Source organism: Carnobacterium sp. (assembly GCF_045617425.1).
Classification (GTDB): domain Bacteria; phylum Bacillota; class Bacilli; order Lactobacillales; family Carnobacteriaceae; genus Carnobacterium_B.
This window is the reverse complement of the sequence record NZ_JAZLIO010000009.1, coordinates 39,131-61,483: the sequence shown is the minus strand read 5'-3', so window position 1 is coordinate 61,483 and position 22,353 is coordinate 39,131. Positions and strand designations below refer to the sequence as shown.

The window sequence follows — 22,353 nt, the reverse complement described above, 5'->3', positions numbered from 1 at the left end:
AAAGATATAATACAGTTGAAGGTGTATTAACCGATTAACACACTTTTTTTATCTGACGTGTATGCATCCATTAATACAGTTGCGAAGAATGAAATCAAGAGGGAGGCTGCTATGAACGTTAATTTTAATAAACGAGATCCGCTTTATGAACAAGTCGTTCGTCGGTTTAAAGAAGAAATTGCAGCAGGAAAATTAGTGCCGGGTCAAGAAATGCCATCTAGACGTGAACTAGCAAGTCAATTAAAAATCAATCCGAACACAGCCCAGCGAGCGTATAAGGAAATGGAGGAACAAGGTTTGATTTATACAGAAAGCAATTCACCAAGCAAAATTACTGAAAATAAAAGTGTTTTGGGAGACGTTCAAGATGAATTGTTGGGAGAAGCCGTTTCTTCTTTTGTGACTGCGATTCGTCCGATTCAAATACCACTAGATAAAGTCATAAGGTTAATCAAAGAAAAATATATGGATGAATCAGGAGGAGTAAAATGATTGAAGTAAAAGGAATCACGAAAAAATTTGGCCGGAAAAAAGTCTTGAAGGGGATTTCGTTTACAGCTAATAAAGGCGAAATTACATGTATAATCGGCATTAATGGTGTAGGTAAAACGACTATTTTAAATGGAATCATGAACTTAACTCCAATGAACAGCGGTGAGATACTCATTGATGGAGAGAAGATAAATAAAAATAGTTATGAAAAGATTACGTTTATACCGGATACGATGACAATGCTTCCTGGATTTAGAATTGAACAAGCCATGCAATTCATGCAAGATTTTTATCAATCATGGAATCAAGGACGAGCTGAAGAGTTACTAGGCTTTTTCAAATTAACAAAAAAGGATAAGATATCTACCCTTTCTAAAGGAAATACGGCTAAAGTGAACTTGATGTTAGGTTTGGCGTTAGATGTTGATTATTTATTAATGGATGAACCTTTTTCTGGAATCGATATTTTTAGTCGCGAACAAATCGCCAATGTGTTTACAAGCCACTTGATTGAAGATCGCGGAGTTATTATAACAACCCATGAAATTAATGATATTGAGCATTTGATTGATAAAGTAGTGCTAATTGATGAAGGTATTGTATTGAGAGAATTTAATGCAGAACAAGTTCGCGAAGAAGAAGGAAAGTCTGTTGTTGACGTTATGAGAGAGGTGTTTCAGCCATGAAAAACTATTTGAAACTGGTAAATTTTGAATTTAACCGTTGTGTAAAACTGTATTTTTCTTTAATTGGGTTGACTATTGTGTCACAGCTTATTGCAGTTTTTATAGAATCTAGAAATTACATAAATCAATTAAATGAAGCAGTCTATCAAAATAAGATGCCAAAAGCTCAATTTTTAAGTGAAACAGGTGAAATGAGCATGTTTTGGGTAATCAACAATATTTGGTTTTCGATGCCTATTCTCATCTGTGTAACGGCTGTGTTATTCTATAGTTTTTATATCTGGTATGTTGAGTGGGTGGGCAAGAATACGTTTATTTATCGGTTATTGATGCTGCCAACGTCTCGTATGACTGTCTTTTGGTCTAAACTAACAACTATAGCTTTAATGATTTTTGGATTGGTATCAATTCAACTTATTTTATTGCTTGTTGAGAGCCAATTATTAAAAATGTTAGTTGCAAGTGACATACGTTTGGATCTATCTGTGCAACAATTAAGTGAAATATCTTATTATCTTTCTCTATTTATACCACAATCTTTTCTTTCATTTATCGTTTATTATGGCACTGGATTTGTGTTGCTTTTCTTAGGATTCACAACTGTATTGTTTGAAAGAAGTTTCCGCTTTAAAGGAATCATAATGGGAATAGGTTTTAGTATTGGTTTATTTCTTGTGTTTTTATCACCAGTTATTGTCAATGAGCTACTTGGTTTTAATTGGCTTTACCCTGTTGAACTATTTATCATAGAAGTTATTATGGGATTGTTTGTTATTGTAATAAGCAGCTGGATGAGTCACTACTTATTGAATAAAAAAGTAACAGTCTAAAGAGGAGGCGGAAAATATGAAGCGTTATGGAAAATTAGGTATCATTGCAGGATTAGTTATTCTTTCAATCGGCATTTATTATATTCAACCTATTTTTTCGGCAGAGACCAGACCAGAATTCACAGTCTCAGCAAAAAGTGGTGACGAAACATTAATAGAGAACATGTCCATAGAAGGGTATTACCATAAAAATAACAATTATGGAGCGGGAACAGAAGTAGAGATTGCTAAAGAGGGTACAACTTACTATTCAACTCAGCCTTATCTAAATCAACTACAAGATAGCGTGAGTGCTAATGAAAAATTGACTCAATTGCAAAAAGATTATCGAAGTTTTATGCGTGGAAAAGAACCAGACTTAGTCAACTATTTTGAAGATGATTCTATATTAGCTTATGCAGATATAACGTTGGATTCCATGTCTGCTGTCACTGAAGATTCAGAATTTCTCATAGAAGTATTGGACAAAAAGACAAATGACGTGCTTTCCTTTTCAGTAGATTTTCCAAAAGCAACGGACTATATTTCTATGTATGTAGAAGACGTTCAAGTTGCCAATAATAAACTAATGGTGATAACAAATGGTTACTCAATAAATAGCGAAAATGGCCAAGATGAGCAGCATTTATATTCAATTGATTTACCCAATGAAAAAATTGAAGAAGACGAAAAAATTCAATTGGATCTAGTCGATGAGAAAGACAAACAAATTCAATATGTTGAGTTAATGAACGCAGGAAATGATATCCATACTTCAAAAATTTTGGTTTATCGTGTAACGCTTGATGTTTCACAGACAGAAATGGGAATATATGACGAAAATGAAATAGTAAATCAACCTATTTTTGGATTAATAGGTGTAAATATTGAAACAGGAGAACAATTTTTAATAGATGTTTCGGATGAATTAGATAATGCAACTTTAGGCAATACGATAGCTATAGAAAATTCTGTAATGTATTTTTACAAAATAAATGACACAACTCTGTCTATTTACTCTTATTCCTTAGAGCAAAAAGAGTTAGTAGAACTTGAATCGGTTGAATTAACTGCAGAGCAATTAAAAGTGTTAAGAACAGGTGTCGTTGTGCAAGTGAATAATGGAATTGTTTTCTTTGTAGAAAGTTCTAAAGTAACAGATAAAGATATGCAAATTATGGCAATTGACAGTAATTCTGGGGAGGTTGTTTTTGAAGGAGCAGTCGAGGAAAAAGTTAATCAACCAGCTAAAAGAGATGAGTTACACCTAAGCGAAGTTTTATTTCAGCAGTAAAAAGAAGACAAAAAAAGAATGCCATCCTTTCCATGCTTAGAAATGGAGGGAATGTCATTCTTCTTTTTAATTACCACTATTTTTTGCACACATTTAAACTGTACCAATGTAAGATGATCCTAGAGAGATTTGAACTCCCGACCTAACGTTTAGGAAACGTTTGCTCTATCCACCTGAGCTATAGGACCTTACGAACACAGGGTCTATTTTCTCACAGTTTTAAATAAATGTCTAGGTTTAAAATAAAAGCACAAATAATATCAAGTTAGTCGTTTTCAATTACAAGATCGGATAGCGGCAATTTAAAAACACTACGATCTAAAACAATGATGTCTGTCAGTTGCTGTGCCATCTCAGTAGTAGGAGAAGCGTAGTTCGCTTCGTCCCATTCAACTAAGTAACCATAAATTCCATTAGCGATATAGGCGCCAAGAAGTTTTTGTGATTCTAGAGAATAATGAGCGGTTGGGAAAAAATTGTCAATTAAAAATTGTTTTAAAACAGCGGAAAAATGCAATTGGAAGTTTATGAAACCGACAGAGTGAATGGCTAAATGAAAAAAATTACGGTGTTCAGAGATAAATATAAAAAGGCCATCTGATAAAGGCTCAATTTTTAATTTAGAATAACAGATTCCTTTATAGTTATCGTCCAACATGACCATTAAATGTTCTAAAAAATGATCCTGTATTTCTTTTAAAATATCTTCTTTATACGCATAATGCTTATAAAATGTCCCTCTATTGACACCAGCTTTATTGACAATTTCAGTAATTGAAATTGTCTTAAAATCGCGTTCATTTAATAAAGTAATGAATGTTTCAGATATAGCCTTCTTACTACGCATAATGCGAATATCGACTACTTCTTTTTGTGACATAAGAGTTCCTCCTGAAATTAGGGTAGTACTTATTTGATTTATATGTGAAAACAGACAGTATAAAGATAGTATGTACAATTATTAGTATACAGTAAAATTATCTATAAAAGATAAAGCAGCAGAATTAATAAGTGAACAATTGGTGACATATCAACAATTTGTCACCAATTGTTCAAAAACGCTCTAATAAACATAGCGATATAGTGCCTAAATAAAAAAATTAAACGTTTCAAAAGAGTACAGTTGTTAAATGAAAAAAAAGTACATAAAAATAAAAAAACGTATGCTATAATAAGTTCGACTAAACAAATCGTTTATTATTTTTTGAGGAGTGAGAAGTTAAGGATGGGTATAAGAGATCTAGTAAAAAAATGGATTGGCAATCACAATAGCGATGTAGGCTCAACAGATGTTGCAGTCATGGAAAGAAGTGAAAACGTTTTTTTCAATAGCGATGAAGAAGTGATTCAACCAGTAAACTATGAAGTTTACTACAATATGATCGAACAAGAAGTCGAATTGACCAGTACTGTTTTATCGTCTCAATATGATGGAGCATTAGCTAGCGATATCGTAAAAGTAGAAATAGATGGGATTCCGGTTTTTATTGAACGGAATGAGTTAGAATTTAAAGCTCATCAACTGCCGTTAATGCGTTATGTAGGTGAAGAAATTCGGTTTCAACTAGTTAACATAAATGAAAAAGAAGGTTGGATGTTAGGGTCAGCAAAAAAAATAAAAGAAAAAGAATTTGATTTACTACATAAAGAATTAAAAGAGGGAAAAATATTCGAAGCTGAATTAACCAAAAACTTGCGATATGGAGCTTATTTTTTAATCGGAAACACCTCTGTTCAAATGCTCAATAAAGATTTCGCTGAAGACCATTCAACGATCGGCGATATCTTAACTGTAGGGGATACAATTAAAGTACGGTTTAATCGCATTACTGAAAATAAAAATTTGAGGGTAGAACCTATTGTAAAATACAAAAATGAAACTTCTGTTTCTTTAGAGAATATGGAAGCCAATCAAGTTGTGTTAGGAACTGTCAGAAGTATTAAAAAATGGGGTATCTTTGTAAGGATTGCGCCGAATTTAGATGCACTATGCTCTATTCCGACGCATATAGAAATAAAAGAAGGGGATACAGTTTCCTTTAGAATCACACAAGTCTTAAAAGAAGACAAAAGGGTCCGAGGAAAAATTGTTCGCCTTGTAAAAAAGGATTAACTAAAAAAGCAGTATAAATACACAAAAACGACTAGGCAATTGCTTAGTCGTTTTTGTGTATTTATAGGTTAATTAATATATTAAGCCCAATCACCATTACGGAAAACGGGAACAGTACTACCATCTTTGCGGATACCATCCACATCCATCTTGTCAGACCCAATCATAAAGTCAACATGAATCGTTGAACGATTTAAGCCAGCAGCTTTTAATTCTTCTTCTGACATTTCTGTTCCGCCAATTAAACTAAATGCGTAAGCAGAGCCTAAAGCCAAATGGTTTGAAGCATTTTCATCGAATAAAGTATTGAAAAATACGATACCGGATTGAGAAATAGGAGAAGGATCAGGAACTAAAGCTACTTCACCTAAACGTGCAGAACCTTCGTCAGTCGCAACTAAATTTTTCAAGACCTCTTCGCCTTGTTCAGCAGTAACATTAACTACTTTACCATCTTTAAATGTAAATTCCATGTTTAAAATCGTGTTACCAGCATAGCTTAATGGCTTAGTGCTACGAACCACACCGTCAACGCGATTAGCGTCAGGAGCAGTGAAGACTTCTTCAGTAGGCATATTTGCCATGAAACGTTCGCCACGAACGTTATCACTACCGGCACCTTCCCAACGATGACCTTCAGGTAAACCAACTGTTAAATCAGTACCAGGAGCTGTGTAGTGCAAAGCTACAAATTGTTCTTTATTTAATTCATCAGCTTTTTCATTCAATGTGATATCTTTTTTAGCCCAAGAGGCAACAGGATCAGCGTCATAAAGGTTAACCGCTTTAAAGATAGCATCCCATAATGCATCAACTTGTTCTTCTTCAGTTGGTAAATTAGGGAAGACTTTAGCTGCCCATTTAGCACCAGCAGCTGCAGCCACTGTCCAACTAACTTTATTCGCTTGAGTTGCTTTGCGTTGTTCACTTAAAGCTTTTCCAGCTGCAGATTGATAAGCAGCGATTTTATCGCTGTCTACACCAGATAGTGCGTCTGGATCTGAAGAGCGAACACTGATACGGCTAGCTCCCTTAGCAATTTGATCTAATGATTCATCAATTTTATATTGTGGAATAGCAGTTAAACGATCTTGAGGCGTTCCGATAAACTGTTCGCGGTTCACGACATCATCTGCCCATTTCACAATAACTTCTGTAGCGCCTAAAGCATACGCTTCTTTAGTAATTAAACGAGCTAAGGGTGCTTGCTCTACATCGATTTGCAAGACGACCGTGTGTCCTTCTGTCACATTTATACCCGATTTAACGAGCAAATGAGCGTATTTTTGTAAATTTTCTTCAAAGTTTGGCAATACCATATTTTTTCCTCCTAATATACGAAATGAGGTTGGAACAAAAGGAACTAAAAGCAGTCAACTATTCTTCTAGTTAGTCCGGTTTCAAACTCTTACTAGATAATAATAGCATACGAAAGAAAGAGAAACAATTTCACGGAAAAAAATTTTGGAATGAAAAAAATAGTTTGACAATAGAAAACTGTCTTATAACAATTCATTTTTTTTAGTAAAGAAATAACTAGACCAATTTTATAGAGCAACCAAATAATGCACAAGTGTTTGTTTTTGCAGTACAAAAGAGTTCTCTTTTAATCACAATAGTGATAGAATAAATTAAGGGTTATTGGAGAGAGGATCCGAACAAAACAGGTACAGTATTGTTTTTTAAACACAAATCTTAAAATAATGCTGTTTTTCACTGAACTCAATTTCTAGATGATGTTGGTCAGTTAGTTGTAAAAGAGAAGTCAAAAACTGTTGGTTGCAGATGACGAAACATTCGGAAATAGTTTATAATGTCTCCTAATTACTGGTAAATGATGCAAAAGAGGTGAATTGAGATGGCTAGAAAGAAAACAATTTTAAAATCACAAATTCTTGAAACAGCTTATCAAGTTGTTAAAACAGAAGGATTTGAAGGTTTTACAGCACGCAATATTGCTAAAGAAATGGATTGCTCAACGCAGCCGATATATCTAGAATTTAAAAACATGGATGACCTAAAACAAGAACTCGTTGTGAAAATTAAAAATTATATCGATGAGACTATTTATACAAAAGAACGCACAGAAGATCCATTGCTCAATATGTGTTTGAACTATGTTTATTTTGCAAAAGAGGAACCTGTGTTTTTTAAAGCACTTTTCTTTGAGTCACAACTGAATACGGATCAAATGCATGAGATTTCATTGGATAAGATGATGGAAGTCTTTAAGGGAAGTGCAGGAACTAAAGACTTGTCTAAAGCTGAAAAAATGAAACTATTTAAAAATATTTGGATCACAGTTCACGGCACAGCTGTTTTAATCGCACAAGGCTTCTTGAAGTTTCATGAAAAAGACGTAACCGATTATATCAATCAAGTATTAGTGCAACATGTTCCAAATTATAAAGTATAAAAAAACTTCCTCACCATTATGGTGAGGAAGTTTTTTTATGTTAAAGATTCGGCTTTTACCACTAATGCCTTAGCAAAAGCTTTTAGATTTTCAATGTCTTCTTCGTTAGCATCTAAGTCAACTTTGACACTTTCTGCACCTTCTACCGCACCGATAGAAGCTAACTTATCGGAAAAATCGTCTACCGATTGGCAAAATTTGTCATAAAAGTGATCACCTGATCCGAAAGTACCAAAGACTTTGCCTGTTAAATCAATTTCGCTTAGTTCTTCGTAGAAATCCACGAACTCATCCGGTAAATTTGCATCATTTCCATAGGTGTAGGTACCAACGATGCAGATATCGACATCCAATAAATCTTCCGGCTCAGCTTGCATACATTCAACTGTTTCAACATCCACACCTAACTCTTTTAACGCTTCATCTACAATATCTGCGCACTCTGCTGTGTTACCCGTTAAACTTGCAAAGACAATCAAAGCTTTGGTCATTTATCTATCATCCTTTTCTACGCGTGTGTACTTCCTTAACAGAGTATACCAAAGGAAAGGCAAGTTCTGCAATAAAAGAAATGAGTATATCCATTAAATAGCGGATTAGTGCTGCGCTATTTTTTCGTAAAGAGATACTGTTTCATTATAAAAACGGTCAAGAGAAAATTGAGTAGAAGCCAATTGATAGAGGCGTTCACCTTTAGCTTCTAATGTGCGAGTTTCCCACTCAGCATAGGCTTCATTTAGAGCAGTTGTTAACGACTCTACAGAATCGGTAGGAACACACCAGCCATAGCTTTTATCGGGCACTAGGAGAGCAACATCCCCGACATCCGTAGCAATAAAAGGCACTTTTTGGTTCGCAGATTCAAGTAGAACCATCGGAAACCCTTCGTTTGAAGAGGCTAAGACAGTGATATCCGAGTGAGCAATGGTTTCTTCTACTTGAGGTTTGTTTAAAAACCCTAAAAAGTGAACATTTTCTTGTAGCCCCAACTGTTGTACTTTTTTTACAAGAGTACCTTTCAATTCTCCATCACCAACTAATTTTAAAGAAAAATTAGTGAAGTCAGCAACATGTAGACTGTCTAAGAGTCGTTCGTGACCTTTAATCGGATGCAAGCGAGCAACGCAAGTCAAAGTGAACCTATCATTCCTCATTGGCGGGTTAGGTGTATTCGGATTGAATTGGATCCCATTATAAATAATGGTTAATTTATTTTTTTTGATACCTAATTGAAGTAGTGGCTCCACCAAACTGTCCGTTACGACAATCAGGTGATCAGTTTTTTTTAAACTTGCCAGATTAAATTTAGTGAATAATGCTCCTTTGATGCCTCTTCCCATAAAATCAAGCGTAGGATCGCTATGCACTGTAGTCAGCCACTGTGCAGCTATTTTTTTATGAATCGTAGAAAAAATAAAGTTCGCACGCGCACCATGAGTATGCACGATATCAAAAGAATTGCTATTGATGAACTGAGTCAAGCGTTTTAAAATAGATAGATCATAACGAGATTGTTGTTCAAGAACGTGTACAATGATCCCTAACTTTTTAGCTTCATCTGCAATAATGCCGTTTTCTAGAACGAGCAGCTCAGCTGTTGTTGGATCAAATTGAGAGAGTAGGGAAAGCATGTGGTTTTTTCCGCCACCGTTTTCTAAGCCCGCATTGATGTGTAATACTTTCATAGTTGTCTAACCTCATTTGTATCGATTTTTAATAAAAATTTTGCAAAAAAAACTGAACAGATCTGTTCAGTTTTTTCGGACTATTTTTTGGAGAATTGTTTCTTTTCATTTCTTACTTCGTGTAAGAAGTGAGGCAAGGCCATCATCCGTTTCAATCGATAGGGTTGTTTAATTAAACGATACAACCACTCCATATTCAATTGAATAAAAAATTTTGGAGCACGTTTTGATTTTCCAGAAAGAACATCAAAGCTGCCACCTACGCCCATTAACAATCCTTTTGAAGCGGTAGTCATATACTGCTGGATCCATTGTTCTTGTTTTGGATAACCCAACGCAACAAAGACCATGTCCGGTTGCGTATCTTGAACGGATTTAATAATCGAAGCATCCGAAAAATCAAAGTAGCCATTTCTGGCACCTACTAACTGGATAGAAGGATAGCGTTCACGCACGGTTTTAACAGTATTTTGTAAAACCTCTTCTTGTGCACCTAACAAGTAAACCCGGCTGCCGTGTTGGTTGGCTTCTTCAAGCAAAGCCAACATTAAATCATACCCTGCAACTCGTTCGACAATTGGAGTTCCCAATATTTTTGATCCTTTTATAATGCCAATTCCATCAGCAATAATATAGTCCGCTTTTTTCATTAGTGACATATAAGCGGGATCTTTTTTTGCATACATCACAATTTCTGGATTAGCGGTCACCACAAAAGATTTTTGTTTGCGGCTGACCCGATCCATTAACTCTTCAAGGAAAGTTTCTTTTGTCTTATTGTCAAAAGAAACGCCTAATACAGATACTTTTTTATGCTCCATAATTGCCAACCATCCTTAAACCCTTTTGCTAACATAGCTATTTTAATTATCATACCATTGAACTACAGGAGAGATAAAGCAAAGCTTTATTATTTTTTTATTAAATAGCATTATTTTGAGTGCATCAAGAATACTTTAGGCACTTTTGAATGGAACCGAACCAATTCTTTACTAGTAGGGTGAATCAGAGCTAATGTAGTGGCATGCAAACCCAATCGTTTTAAAGGATTAGAAGTTGCGCCATATTTTTTGTCTCCTGCCACGGGGTGACCTAGTGTTTCCATATGAACACGAATTTGGTTCTTACGTCCCGTTTCCAAACGTGCTTCTAGTAATGTGAATTCAGCGTTGTTCCGTATTTTTTTATAGTGGGTAATGGCTAATTTTCCGCCATTATCATAAGTAGCGGAATGAACTTTCATAGCTTTACTTTCCGTTAACCACGTTTTAATGGTACCTTCATCTTCAGAAACGATGCCTTCGACTAAAACAGTATAGATACGTTCTTTAACGATGTCTTTCCAGTTTTCTTGCATCTCTTGTTTGATCTGTTCTGTTTTTGCAAAAACCATCACACCTGAAGTATCACGGTCTAAGCGATGAACCACGTATATGCGATTATTGTGATTCTCTTGTTTGACATAGTTGATCAATTGACGATGTGCCGTTAGTTCTTGCGCAAATTTAGCAGCAATGGACAATAAACCGGCTTCTTTATCGATTACGATAATCGCATCGTCTTCATAAAGAATCGTCATTCCAACTAAAGCTGTTTCTTTAATTGCTGCTTTATTGGATTGAATCGCCACAACTTGATTAGGAAGCAAAGGGTGATTGTGTTTTTTTATTACTTTTCCATCCACAGTCACTTGGCCTCTGGTTAAAATCGATTTGACTGAATTTCGACTTGTATGACTCATGATACTTAATAGAAAAGGAAGTAATTCCATTGGTTCAGTTACCGTATATAGTTGATTATTGGTATTTTTTTTAGGGGTATAGGTTGTTTTTTTACTCATTAAAAACCACTCGCTCTCATTAATTGATCTATAGTAAAGTATAACGGAAAACAGCATAAAAATAACCCTAAAGTAAGAAATTTTCAAATAGAAAGCCTTATAAAGACTAATTCAAGCTAAAATTAAGAATGGAAACCATTTATTTATGAGAGAAACGGCACAAATTTTAATCAATAAGAAGAATGGTTCACAAATTTAAGAAATAAGCTTATAATGAATAGAAGAGTAAGAAAACTCATATGAATGATTAAATAGAAAAGAGGAACGAAATTGATTACACTAAAATCACAACGTGAAATTGATGCAATGGATGAATCTGGTGCTTTGTTGGCAAATGTTCATGTAGCCTTAAGAGATTTTATCAAACCAGGTATTACAAGCTGGGAAATTAACGAATTTGCACACAATTTTATTGAAGAACATGGAGCTATTGCAGAACAAATCGGTTTTGAAGGATATGAATATGCAACTTGCGTCAGCGTGAATGATGAAATCTGTCATGGCTTCCCGAGCAAAAAAGAAGTTTTAAAAAATGGCGACTTAATCAAAGTTGATATGGTTGTTAATTTAAAAGGAGCTATGTCTGATTCCTGTTGGAGCTACATCGTCGGTGAAGGAACTCCTGAAACGGAAAAATTGATGGAAGTAACAAAAAAAGCTCTTTACTTAGGTATTGAGCAAGCACAAGTTGGAAATCGGATTGGCGATATCGGCCATGCTATCCAAACGTATGTTGAAGCAGAAGGATTTTCTGTTGTGCGTGAATTTGTTGGGCACGGAATTGGACCCACTATGCATGAAGCACCATCCGTCCCTCATTATGGAGAAGCTGGAAAAGGTCTGCGCTTAAAAGAAGGTATGGTGATCACGATAGAACCCATGGTCAATACTGGAACATGGAAATCTAAAATGGATGACAACGGTTGGACTGCTCGTACAAAAGACGGTGGATTAAGTTGTCAATTTGAACACACACTAGCGATTACAAAAGATGGTCCAAAAATTTTAACGGAACAAAAAGATTAATTGATAAGATTATTAAATTTGAGAAAACGAGATAACTCCATGTGAAATTATGGGGTTGTCTCGTTTTCTTGTTTCTTTTGATGGTATACTAATAATGAGGAAATAAAACAGTTAAAAGGAGATAAGAAAAAAATGAAAGAAAGGGTACTATATGCGGACATACTTCGCGTAGCAGCTACGTTTTTAGTGATTACGATTCACATTGTCTCACGTGATTTTGGCTTATACGCAATTGATTCGTACAAGTGGCAAGTATTAAATATCTACGATAGCTTTGCTCGTATGAGTGTGCCAATTTTCTTCATGCTGAGCGGGATCTTTTTTTTAGATCCAAATCGAGCGTTTTCGATTAAAAAACTATACATAAAAAATATTTTCCGCTTAGTAACAACGTTTATCTTTTGGTCAGCCTTGTATGCAGTCTTTTTTACTTGGAATGAGTATCGAACTTTCAATGCCGAAGTGTGGGGTGTAATCTTTGAAGCATTTAAAGAAGGACATTTTCATTTATGGTTTCTTTTTCGAATGATCGAGATTTATGTCATGATTCCTTTTTTAAGAAAAATCGCAGAAGAGAAAAAAATCATTCTTTACCTAATCGCATTTTGTTGGTACATCGGTATAATGTTACCTTCCTACTATGAATTTCCTGTTAGTTCAACGGTTACCTTTGCTGAAAGAGGTATTAACTTAGATATTACTTTTGGGTATGTTGGTTATTTCTTTGCTGGCTATTACCTGGCTCATTATAACTTGAAAAAGTGGATAAAAACTGCGATTTACCTTCTAGGAGTGGCCGGGTTGATTAGTACGATTGTAGTAACCAGTATAGAGTCGCTAAAAAAAGGGGAACATTATGATCTGCCATATCAGTATTTAACACCAAATGTCTTTTTTATGAGTGCTGCTGTTTTTTTATTAGCGAAAGAAAAATTGCATTCTAAGAGTGTTTCTGTCTTGTTTAGACATATTCTTACAGAATTTTCAACCTACTCATTTGGAATCTATTTAATTCATGTATTGCTGATTTTTCTTGTATGGAAAACGGGAGTAACCACACTGTTTATGACTCCGATTTTATCGGTGCCAATTTTGACTATTATAATTTTTTGTATCAGCTACATTTGTGTAAAAGGTATGTCAAAGGTGCCGCTTATAAAACGATTTATATGATAAGTTTTTTTTATAAAAAGATTTTTTTTGTTTTATTTTATTCAATCAAGTGGGTATAATGAGGTTTGGTTTCGAAAAAGGGGTTTAAAGATGTTGGCAAATAGTCTGTTAAGTAAGTTAGAATTAAAGAAAGAAGAAACAGTAAAGGTAGTAAAAAAGTTTAGTGTCATTCTCATTCAAAAATATCGGGAAGCTGAAGTGTGGAATTCAGGAGCTATTATTAGTTATTATTTTTTATTATCCATTTTCCCTGTGATGGTTGTAGTAAGTAATGTACTACCTTACTTGCGCTTAGACGCCGCAGAACTGTTGCCTTATATCGAAAATGCTGTTCCAACTTACTTTTTTAATCAATTAGAAAACTTGTTGATGAATTGGTTTAGTAAAAGCAGTGGGGGCATTTTATCCATTGCTGTAGTTGGAGCACTTTGGTCATCCAGTCGAGGAATGAATGCGATGCAAGTAAGTATGAATAAAGCTTATGGTGTAGAGTCTCGAAGAAACATAGTGATTATTCGCTTATTTTCATTAATTTTAACGACACTATTGATTGTATGTATTATGATACTGGTTATTGTTTTTGGATTTGGACAATTGATATTGGAATACATTACTCCAGTGTTCGAATTGCCTTTAATGATCAGCGAGACGTTTCAAAGTCTGAGGTGGCCCGTAACGATGAGTGTGCTCTTTGTTATTTTTTGCATGTTGTATTACTTTGTTCCACATGCAAAAGTAACCTTAAAAAGTGTTCTTCCTGGAGCAGCCATTTCAACTATTGGGTGGATGTTGGTTTCCCAAGTATTTGCTATTTATGTGGAATATTTTGCTTTTGGTGCAAAAACGTATGGAACGATTGGAACATTCATGATCATGTTGATCTGGCTACAAGTTATTGGGTCATTGATGACCGCAGGCGCAGTTATTAATGCATCAATTGAAGTTTATCAAAATGGGTCCATTAATGAGCCAACACCATTTCGTACAAGAAAATACATTCGTTCTAAAATAAAAGTTTTTTCTAATAAAAAATATCGCATAAAAAAATAATTTCAGGTTAACTATTGTAAATCACTCTTTCATGGAAGAGTGTTTTTTTCTTATACCACTTTATGCTATTCTTTCAAGCAGAGCAATTACAAGAAAGAGTAGAGTCATTTTTTTGTGTGACTTGTTCATGGAAAGACATTTTTCGTAAGAGTGACTGCTCGTTATAATAGTAGGAATTAAAAAAACATTCCCCTATCTAACGAAATAAATCATCAGATAGGGGAATTAATTTGTTTAACTAATGGGTTTGTTCAACGTTTAGTTCTTCGTATCCGTTTGGATTCATTTCTTGCCATTTCCAAGAATCACGACACATATCTTCTAGTGTGTGTTCAGCTTTCCAGCCAAGTTCTGAAGCAGCTTTTGAAGCATCTGAATAGCAAGTAGCGATGTCTCCAGGACGTCTGTCTATAATTGCATATGGCACTTTTTTCCCTGTAGCCTTTTCGAAATTCGTTACAACATCTAATACACTGTAACCAATGCCGGTTCCAAGGTTGTAAGCTTCGATTCCTTCAGTAGAAAGGACTTTCTCAACAGCTTTTAAGTGGCCTTTAGCTAAATCAACCACATGGATGTAATCGCGCACGCCTGTGCCATCTGCAGTATCATAGTCGCCACCAAATACACTTAATTGATCCCGTTTACCTACAGCAACTTGTGTGATGTAAGGCATTAAGTTATTTGGAATACCAGTTGGATCTTCACCAATTCGTCCGCTCTCGTGAGCTCCAATAGGATTGAAGTAACGAAGTAAAGCAATACTCCAAGAAGGATTCGAAACATAAACATCTTGTAAGATTTGTTCAATCATCATTTTAGTTGTGCCATATGGATTTGTTGTGCTTAGAGGCAAGTCTTCAGTTAACGGAGAAACGTTGTTCATCCCGTAAACTGTTGCAGAAGAACTGAAAACCATTTTTTTAACATTGTAAGTTTCCATTAACTCAGCCAAAACAAAGGTACTAGTTAAGTTATTGTGGTAATATTTTAGCGGTTCGCTAACAGATTCACCTACAGCTTTGTAACCAGCAAAGTGGATGACAGCTTCAATATCATGAAGTTTGAAAACCGCTTCTAAATCTGTTTTGTTTAATACGTCAACTTCATAAAAAGAGAACGAGTTCTCAGTAATTTCTTTAATTCGATTTAACACTTCAGGCTTGCTGTTTGAAAAATTATCTACGATGACAACCTCATGTCCAGCATTCAATAATTCTACAGTTGTATGGCTGCCGATATAACCAGCACCACCAGTTACTAAAATGGCCATAATATCCCTCTTTTTTTTCGAATTTTGATTTTAATAGTTCTACCCAACAAGATTAAGTCTACTCATTTAACGAAAATAAGTCAACGCAAAGCAAGTTAAAATTTGGTAAAGTTTACAATGAAAATAGAGAACAGACTTTAGAAAACTGTAATGTTTCAGTTAATTGATTATGCTATAATAGGCAAGTCATTGTGTCAGTAAAGTGAAAGGGGTATAAATGATGAAGAAAGTATCAATTATTATGCCTATATATAATGTTGCAGAACAATTGGAAAAAGCGATTCAATGCGGGCTAAACCAAACGTATAAAAATAGTGAAATTATTTTAGTGAATGATGGGTCAACCGATGCGTCTGGAGAAATATGCGACCGATATCAGTTAAAAGATCCACGTATAAGTGTCATTCATCAAAAAAATGCCGGTTCAGGTTTTGCTAGAAATGCCGGATTGGATAGAGCGACTGGTGAGTACATCTATTTTGCGGATCCAGATGATTATTTTGAATCCAATTTAATTGAAGAAACCGTTACAAAAGCAATAGAATCAAATGCTGATGTTGTAGTCTGTGGGTACTATAATGAAAAAGTAGACAAAGAAGGCAATATTACGACACTAGAAAAAAATTCTGAGTTAGATGGACTTTTAACAAAAGAAGCCTTTAGAGATCAATTTAGAAAACACTATTCTTTATCTCCTTATGCTTTATGGAATAAATTATACAAACACGATTTTTTGAAGCAACACAACTGCCGCTTTACCAATCAAAAAGTTGGACAAGATGCTTTATTTAATCAACAAGTAGGCATGAATGTCCAAACTATTTATTACCATCAAAAAGCCTATTATCATTATGTCTTTCGAGAAGGTTCGGCTGTGAATCGCTACCGTAAAGAACGCTTTTTTTGTGAATACACAATTGCCAGTCATTTTGAAGAGTGGATGGTGCATTGGGGCAAGGAAAAAGAGTATCGTGACTTAGTAAATCAACAATATTGGGGAGCGTTATACTTAGAATTAAGTAACCTATCTTGGGAGGATTGCCCATTAACCGGAACTGAAAAAGTAGAACGAATCGAAGAGTTAATGGATGATTCGAAAATTAACCAAGCCATTTCCGAAATAGAAACTGAAAAAGAGAAGAACTCGTTTGTTAAAATATTAATTCTACTGTTGAGAAATGAAAAATATTCTGCTGCACTAAAAGTGATGCAGTTGAGAGTAACAGTAGGAAAGAAATTTCAGAAGAGCTTTAACGTGATAAAAAAGAGGTTTGGTTAATTATTTAATGGAGCAAAGGAGTTGATAAGTATGGGAATGGCTGATGAGTTTAAAAAAGGCATTTTTTATAGTGCGATTGGGAAATATTCTAATGTTATAATCCAACTATTGGTTACAGCAGTACTTTCTAGAATACTAACTCCAGCAGAGTATGGAATAGTTGCAGTCGTAAATGTCTTTTTAATATTTTTCCAAATGTTAGCTGATTTTGGAATCGGTCCAGCAATCATTCAAAATAAAACCTTGTCGAAACAGGAAATCAATAGTATTTTTGGGTTTTCACTCTACTTAGCTTTATTCTTAGGAATAGTTTTTGTCTTTCTAGGTTACCCAATCAGTGCTTTTTACAACAATGAAGTATATAAACCCATCAGTATGGTATTAGCCATTTGCGTGTTCTTTTATGGTATTTTAGTTGTGCCTCAATCGATGTTATTAAGAGAGAAGAAGTTCAGTACTGTAAACATTGTGACTGTGATGGCCAATATTGCATCAGGTGTGGTGTCGATTGTACTAGCTGTTAATGGTTTTAGCTATTATTCATTGATCATTAGCAATACAGTGAAAGCAGCATTATTGTTTATTATTTTTTATTTCAAAACAAATTTAACGTTTCGTTTAAAAATCGACAAAAAGCCCTTGGAAAAGATTTTTAGTTTTTCAAAGAACCAGTTTTTATTTAATTTTATTAATTACTTTTCGAGAAATTTAGATAGTATGTTGATTGGACGCTATTTTTCAGCGAGTGCTTTGGCTTTTTATGACAAAGCGTACCTATTATCTCTTTACCCAAATCAGATTTTGACTAATGTGATTTCTCCAGTCATTCAACCAATCATGTCTGACTATGAAACGAATCTAGAAAAAATCAAATCCGTGTATTTAAAAATTACAACTATTTTAGCCACAATTGGATTACCATTATCGGTATTTTTATTCTTTAATTCTAACGATATTGTGTTATTTTTGTTTGGCAATCAATGGGGAGGCAGTGTGGCAACCTTCCAGACATTAGCAGTCTCTGTTTGGATACAAATGATTTTAAGCAGCACAGGCTCCATTTTTCAGTCGGCTAATCGAACCGATTTGTTATTGCTTTCGGGGATTTTGTCCGCAATAGTTACCGTTTCAGCTATTCTATCAGGAATTGCGGCTGGCAGAATTGAATATGTGGCCTTGATGGTTATTATGGCGTTCGCAGTAAACTTTATCCAAACAAATTATTTGTTGATGTATCGTTTATTCAACTCGAACTTTATTGAGTTTGGAAAAGCGTTAGTCAAACCCGTTATCATGGCTATAATCCAATGTGCATTCTTTTTGGTGATTCCGCGCTTTCCATTTTCAAGTTTTGTTAATCTTATGATTAATGGAATCGCATTTGTGATTCTATTTATTCTAGGGTTAATTCTTACAGGACAAATGAAATTATTAAAAGAAGTCATTAAGAAAAAGTAAAGTAGTTTGAAAGGAAGAATAGAGTGCAGATAATTCCATTAGTTTCAGTGATTGTACCAGTGTACAACGTGGAAATGTATATAGAAGAATGTTTAGATTCTATTGTAAAACAAACCTACCAAGAATTACAGATTATTGTCGTTGATGACGGCAGTACAGATATGAGCAATCAAAAAGTGAAGTCCTATCTATCAGACAGCAGAGTTCAGTTTATTGAACAAGCGAATAAAGGACTTTCAGGAGCACGAAATACGGGTCTAAAAGCAGCAAATGGGAAATATGTACTATTTGTTGATTCAGATGATTATTTAGAAGTGAACGCTATTAAAGAGTTAGTTTATTTAATGGAAAAAGATCAAGTAGATCTTATCCGATTCAATGGTAGAGCATTTTTAGATGAACTAAATGAACCGATTGAACAAAATAATTATGATTTTAGTCATAGGCTAAAAGAAGAAATACTATATACGCAAAACCTTTTTGAAATGAACCGACGAACATTTGCCTCTCCTGTATACCTTTATATGGTGAAGAGAGAAGTCATAGAAAAAAACACTCTTTCTTTCTATGAAGGAATCTTGCATGAAGATGAGCTGTTTACTACTCAAATCTTTTTAAATAGTCACTCAATGATCTATGCAAATGCTTTTTATTATAATAGAAGATACCGTGAAAATTCGATCATGACAAATCAAAGTCAAGAAAGATTAAAAAGAACCGTTGAATCTTATGTAATCATTTTTAAAGAACTTGAAAAATTGTATTTGAATAAAGAGTATTCTAAAGAACAAAAAAAATTAATTAAAAGGCAAATGCTGTCGATTTATTCAGGACTGAAAAAAAATGGATTAACAAAAAAAAATAAAGATAGTGAGTTAATTGGAAATAATGTTATTTCATTGATAGATAAGTTATTCATAAAATTTAAAGAATTGAATAATAAAAATTTGACTTAATAAATTTAAGAAGCAACTGATGTTTAATTAATTTATAAGAAGTTAAAAGTAATTGGATTGTAATAGGATTTGAATATAGAATATGGTAATATAATTAAATGTATATCTAACATGAGCAATGGAGGAAATTAATAATGAATCAGGGAGAAAAATTTAGCAAGACAAAGAAGTTCTTAATTGGTGCTGTGGACATAATTTTATTCCATATCTCAATTCTCCTTTCTTTTTATGTACAATTCGGTCAAAACATTCCTATAAGAAATATCATAACTTATACTAATGCATTACCTTATATCATGATTTTATTTGTAATATTAAACATTTTATTTGGAGTATATATTTTATACAATAAATCTATAACGGATTTTATTTATCTAACTATTATCATCCAACTTTTAATGATGATTGCGATAATGGCTGTAACATTTGCAGGTAGATGGTTTGCATTTCCACGTTCGGTGTTGTTAATCAGCTTCGTCATCAGTTCAATATTTTTAATTGTATGGAGAGTCATAATATTTAGAGTATATCTTAAATACAGTGGAACAAAGAGAGTAATGGTTATAGGAGATGAAACAAAAGTAATCTCTGCTGCAATGAACTTTAATCAAGCTAAAAATGAACGTCACAAAATTGAATTAGTAGCAATCGATAGATATTTTAAACATATTAAAGAGAATATAGATAATTTTGATATTGTGTATTTAGCTAGTCATGTTGTGGAAGAAGAAAAAATCAAAATATTTGATCTACTAATAAAAAATGAAAAAAAAGTTTTTCTAAATACAAGTTTTGAGAATCTTATGTTAGTAAATCCTAATATTATGAATATTGAAGATGAAAGTATTATTGAGGCTTCAAATTTTAAAATTCCTGCTGAGGATGGTTTAATTAAAAGGATTATAGATTTTATTTTTTCAATACTATTAATTATTTTAGCTTCACCTTTTATGCTTGTAACAGCAGTATTAATTAAATTAACTTCTAAAGGTCCAATATTATATAAACAAGTAAGAATTACTAAAGATGGTAAAGAGTTTAATGTATTAAAATTTAGAAGTATGAGTGCTACTGCTGAGAAAGACTCCGGTCCAGTATTAGCTGCTTCAAACGATGTTCGTGTTACCACTATAGGAAAATATATTAGAGCTTTAAGAATAGATGAACTACCACAATTATTTAATGTTTTAAAAGGAGACATGTCTGTTGTTGGTCCAAGACCAGAAAGACCATTTTTTGTAGATCAATTTCAAAAGGAAAATAAATATTATTATTTACGCCATAATGTACGGGCAGGTATTACTGGATATGCGCAAGTTTATGGGAAATATGCTACAGATTTTAATAGTAAATTGAATTTTGACTTATTATATATTAAGAAATATTCAATTTTGTTGGATGTTAAAATCATGCTTCAAACAATAAAAATATTGTTTGATAAGGTATCTTCTAAAGGTTTAGATGAAGATGAAGTTACTAAAAAAATGCCGGAAAATATAAAAGTATTAAAATAAATAAAAGTACTAATTTAATGGAATTAAAAATATTTAAAGTTTATTAATATTTATTAAACTTTAAATATTTTTATTGGAAATGCTTAGTCAATGTTAAAACTAATAGAAGTAGATTATTTAATAAAAGAGGTGTATTGATGACAAGTAAAGTATTGCATATTATGAGTGGCTTTGGTGGTGGTATATCCTCTTTTATTTGGAATAAAGCAATAGCAATGGATAAAGAAAAAATTATTTTTGACATTATGACATATGATGATTGTAATTTTGAATTCGAAAATGATATCGCAAATATGGGTGGTAAAATATTCAAAATACCTAACCCTAAAATAGTGGGATGGAAACCATTTTATAAAGCAGTGAATGAAGTAATGAGCCATAGCGAAATGTACGAGATGGTACACAGTCATATACCAGGATACCGAGCTATCCCTTTCCGATTGATAGCGAAAAAAAATGGAATCAAACGTTTCATTATACATGCACACACATCTTCAAATCCACTGATTCCTGAAAAAAGTATAGAAAAATTAAATCGGAAATTAAATGGATTATTAGCAACAGATAAAGTATCGTGTGGAATTAAATCTTCAAATTATGTATTTGGTGAGAAGTATGTTAAAGAAAAAAGAATTATGCATATTCCCAATAGTATTGATGAAACACTTTATTTTCATAATAATCAGAATGGTCTTATGAAAGAAACGTTTTTTGATACTACATCAACAGATACTATAATCATTGGTCATGTAGGTAGATTTCATGAAGTGAAAAATCATGCTTTTATGATTCAAATAATGTTGCAACTTAAAGAATTAAATATTGATTTTTTATGGTTATTTATCGGAGCTGGGGATTTACAGGAGAAAGTGGAAAAAGAAATAAAAAAAAATAATTTGCAGAATAATGTGAAATTTCTAGGTAGAAGAAATGATGTGTATAAATTTTACAATTTAATGGACGTTTTTGTTCTGCCTTCATTTTATGAAGGTTTCCCTACAGTAGCTGTAGAAGCGCAAGCAGCAGGTACACCAGCAATTCTTTCTGAAAGTATCACTAAAGAAGCTGATTTAGGTATGGGATTAGTTAATTTTTATCCGATTAATGAAGAATCAACATCTAGTTGGATAGAAAGTATTGTCAAGGCGAAAACAATAGAAATACCAACCATTAAAGAAAGAAAAGATAAAATTGAATGGAAAAAATTCTCAAATAGTAGTTCTGCAAAATTATATGAAGAGTTTATCTTCCAAAAGATTAAACATTATGAGATCTAAAAATTTGACTGT

At 33.5% G+C, this 22,353-nt stretch carries 21 protein-coding genes and 1 tRNA gene; 14 read left to right on the top strand and 8 right to left on the bottom strand.

Annotated elements, in window-relative coordinates; genetic code table 11:
• The first annotated feature begins 111 nt into the window (after positions 1-111).
• Genes ACKI3H_RS03600 through ACKI3H_RS03585 form a run of 4 tightly spaced genes read left to right on the top strand, consistent with a single transcriptional unit; the run spans position 112 to position 3,281 of the window.
• Entirely contained in the window at positions 112-492 is a 381-nt protein-coding gene (locus ACKI3H_RS03600; RefSeq protein WP_407370917.1) for a GntR family transcriptional regulator, read from the top strand.
• The gene (locus ACKI3H_RS03595; RefSeq protein WP_407370916.1) at positions 489-1,178 is read left to right on the top strand and encodes an ABC transporter ATP-binding protein; all 690 of its coding nucleotides are present in this window, start codon (positions 489-491) and stop codon (positions 1,176-1,178) included. Before ACKI3H_RS03600 ends, ACKI3H_RS03595 begins: the two co-directional genes overlap by 4 nt.
• Positions 1,175-2,008 (top strand): hypothetical protein, encoded by an 834-nt coding sequence (locus ACKI3H_RS03590; protein ID WP_407370915.1) that lies wholly within the window; start codon positions 1,175-1,177, stop codon positions 2,006-2,008. The genes ACKI3H_RS03595 and ACKI3H_RS03590 overlap by 4 nt, the downstream gene beginning before the upstream one ends.
• Before the next feature lie 16 nt (positions 2,009-2,024).
• Positions 2,025-3,281: a hypothetical protein gene (locus ACKI3H_RS03585; protein ID WP_407370914.1), complete on the top strand. Its 1,257-nt coding sequence runs from the start codon at positions 2,025-2,027 to the stop codon at positions 3,279-3,281.
• 114 nt (positions 3,282-3,395) lie between these two features.
• On the opposite strand, the gene ACKI3H_RS03580 is transcribed toward ACKI3H_RS03585, so the two are convergent.
• Together ACKI3H_RS03580 and ACKI3H_RS03575 are read right to left on the bottom strand one after the other, a co-directional pair.
• Positions 3,396-3,469: transfer RNA gene (locus ACKI3H_RS03580), tRNA-Arg, on the bottom strand.
• 77 nt (positions 3,470-3,546) lie between these two features.
• Complete coding sequence (locus ACKI3H_RS03575) at positions 3,547-4,161, bottom strand: TetR/AcrR family transcriptional regulator (protein ID WP_407370913.1); 615 nt, start codon at positions 4,159-4,161, stop codon at positions 3,547-3,549.
• 345 nt (positions 4,162-4,506) lie between these two features.
• Between ACKI3H_RS03575 and ACKI3H_RS03570 the strand changes: the two genes are divergently transcribed.
• The gene (locus ACKI3H_RS03570) at positions 4,507-5,394 is read left to right on the top strand and encodes a S1 RNA-binding domain-containing protein (protein ID WP_407370912.1); all 888 of its coding nucleotides are present in this window, start codon (positions 4,507-4,509) and stop codon (positions 5,392-5,394) included.
• Positions 5,395-5,474: 80 nt separating this feature from the next.
• On the opposite strand, the gene ACKI3H_RS03565 is transcribed toward ACKI3H_RS03570, so the two are convergent.
• Positions 5,475-6,713 (bottom strand): aminopeptidase, encoded by a 1,239-nt coding sequence (locus ACKI3H_RS03565; RefSeq protein WP_407370911.1) that lies wholly within the window; start codon positions 6,711-6,713, stop codon positions 5,475-5,477.
• Positions 6,714-7,252: 539 nt separating this feature from the next.
• Between ACKI3H_RS03565 and ACKI3H_RS03560 the strand changes: the two genes are divergently transcribed.
• Positions 7,253-7,810 (top strand): TetR/AcrR family transcriptional regulator, encoded by a 558-nt coding sequence (locus tag ACKI3H_RS03560; RefSeq protein ID WP_407370910.1) that lies wholly within the window; start codon positions 7,253-7,255, stop codon positions 7,808-7,810.
• A gap of 35 nt (positions 7,811-7,845) precedes the next feature.
• On the opposite strand, the gene ACKI3H_RS03555 is transcribed toward ACKI3H_RS03560, so the two are convergent.
• From ACKI3H_RS03555 to ACKI3H_RS03540, 4 genes are all read right to left on the bottom strand, one after another.
• The gene (locus tag ACKI3H_RS03555; RefSeq protein ID WP_407370909.1) at positions 7,846-8,301 is read right to left on the bottom strand and encodes a flavodoxin; all 456 of its coding nucleotides are present in this window, start codon (positions 8,299-8,301) and stop codon (positions 7,846-7,848) included.
• Between the two features lie 105 nt (positions 8,302-8,406).
• Positions 8,407-9,495, bottom strand: a complete 1,089-nt coding sequence (locus tag ACKI3H_RS03550) for a glycosyltransferase (RefSeq protein ID WP_407370908.1) — start codon at positions 9,493-9,495, stop codon at positions 8,407-8,409.
• 80 nt (positions 9,496-9,575) lie between these two features.
• A complete protein-coding gene (locus tag ACKI3H_RS03545) occupies positions 9,576-10,316 on the bottom strand; it encodes a WecB/TagA/CpsF family glycosyltransferase (RefSeq protein WP_407370907.1) in 741 nt (246 codons plus the stop codon).
• 110 nt (positions 10,317-10,426) lie between these two features.
• Positions 10,427-11,335, bottom strand: a complete 909-nt coding sequence (locus ACKI3H_RS03540; RefSeq protein ID WP_407370906.1) for an RluA family pseudouridine synthase — start codon at positions 11,333-11,335, stop codon at positions 10,427-10,429.
• Between the two features lie 270 nt (positions 11,336-11,605).
• Here ACKI3H_RS03540 and map point away from each other — a divergent pair, with 270 nt between their 5' ends.
• From map to ACKI3H_RS03525, 3 genes are all read left to right on the top strand, one after another.
• Positions 11,606-12,361, top strand: coding sequence for a type I methionyl aminopeptidase (gene map, locus ACKI3H_RS03535; RefSeq protein WP_407370905.1), 756 nt, complete (start codon positions 11,606-11,608; stop codon positions 12,359-12,361).
• 132 nt (positions 12,362-12,493) lie between these two features.
• Positions 12,494-13,534, top strand: a complete 1,041-nt coding sequence (locus ACKI3H_RS03530; protein ID WP_407370904.1) for an acyltransferase — start codon at positions 12,494-12,496, stop codon at positions 13,532-13,534.
• A gap of 90 nt (positions 13,535-13,624) precedes the next feature.
• Positions 13,625-14,584 (top strand): YihY/virulence factor BrkB family protein, encoded by a 960-nt coding sequence (locus ACKI3H_RS03525; RefSeq protein WP_350450404.1) that lies wholly within the window; start codon positions 13,625-13,627, stop codon positions 14,582-14,584.
• A 238-nt stretch (positions 14,585-14,822) separates the two neighbouring features.
• On the opposite strand, the gene galE is transcribed toward ACKI3H_RS03525, so the two are convergent.
• Complete coding sequence (gene galE, locus ACKI3H_RS03520; RefSeq protein ID WP_407370903.1) at positions 14,823-15,857, bottom strand: UDP-glucose 4-epimerase GalE; 1,035 nt, start codon at positions 15,855-15,857, stop codon at positions 14,823-14,825.
• 220 nt (positions 15,858-16,077) lie between these two features.
• Between galE and ACKI3H_RS03515 the strand changes: the two genes are divergently transcribed.
• From ACKI3H_RS03515 to ACKI3H_RS03495, 5 genes are all read left to right on the top strand, one after another.
• Entirely contained in the window at positions 16,078-17,136 is a 1,059-nt protein-coding gene (locus tag ACKI3H_RS03515) for a glycosyltransferase family 2 protein (protein WP_407370902.1), read from the top strand.
• A gap of 30 nt (positions 17,137-17,166) precedes the next feature.
• Positions 17,167-18,594, top strand: coding sequence for a lipopolysaccharide biosynthesis protein (locus ACKI3H_RS03510; protein ID WP_407371372.1), 1,428 nt, complete (start codon positions 17,167-17,169; stop codon positions 18,592-18,594).
• A gap of 23 nt (positions 18,595-18,617) precedes the next feature.
• Positions 18,618-19,550, top strand: coding sequence for a glycosyltransferase (locus tag ACKI3H_RS03505; RefSeq protein ID WP_407370901.1), 933 nt, complete (start codon positions 18,618-18,620; stop codon positions 19,548-19,550).
• Between the two features lie 134 nt (positions 19,551-19,684).
• Positions 19,685-21,064, top strand: a complete 1,380-nt coding sequence (locus ACKI3H_RS03500; RefSeq protein ID WP_407370900.1) for a sugar transferase — start codon at positions 19,685-19,687, stop codon at positions 21,062-21,064.
• 137 nt (positions 21,065-21,201) lie between these two features.
• Positions 21,202-22,341, top strand: a complete 1,140-nt coding sequence (locus ACKI3H_RS03495) for a glycosyltransferase (protein ID WP_407370899.1) — start codon at positions 21,202-21,204, stop codon at positions 22,339-22,341.
• Positions 22,342-22,353 lie beyond the last annotated feature (12 nt).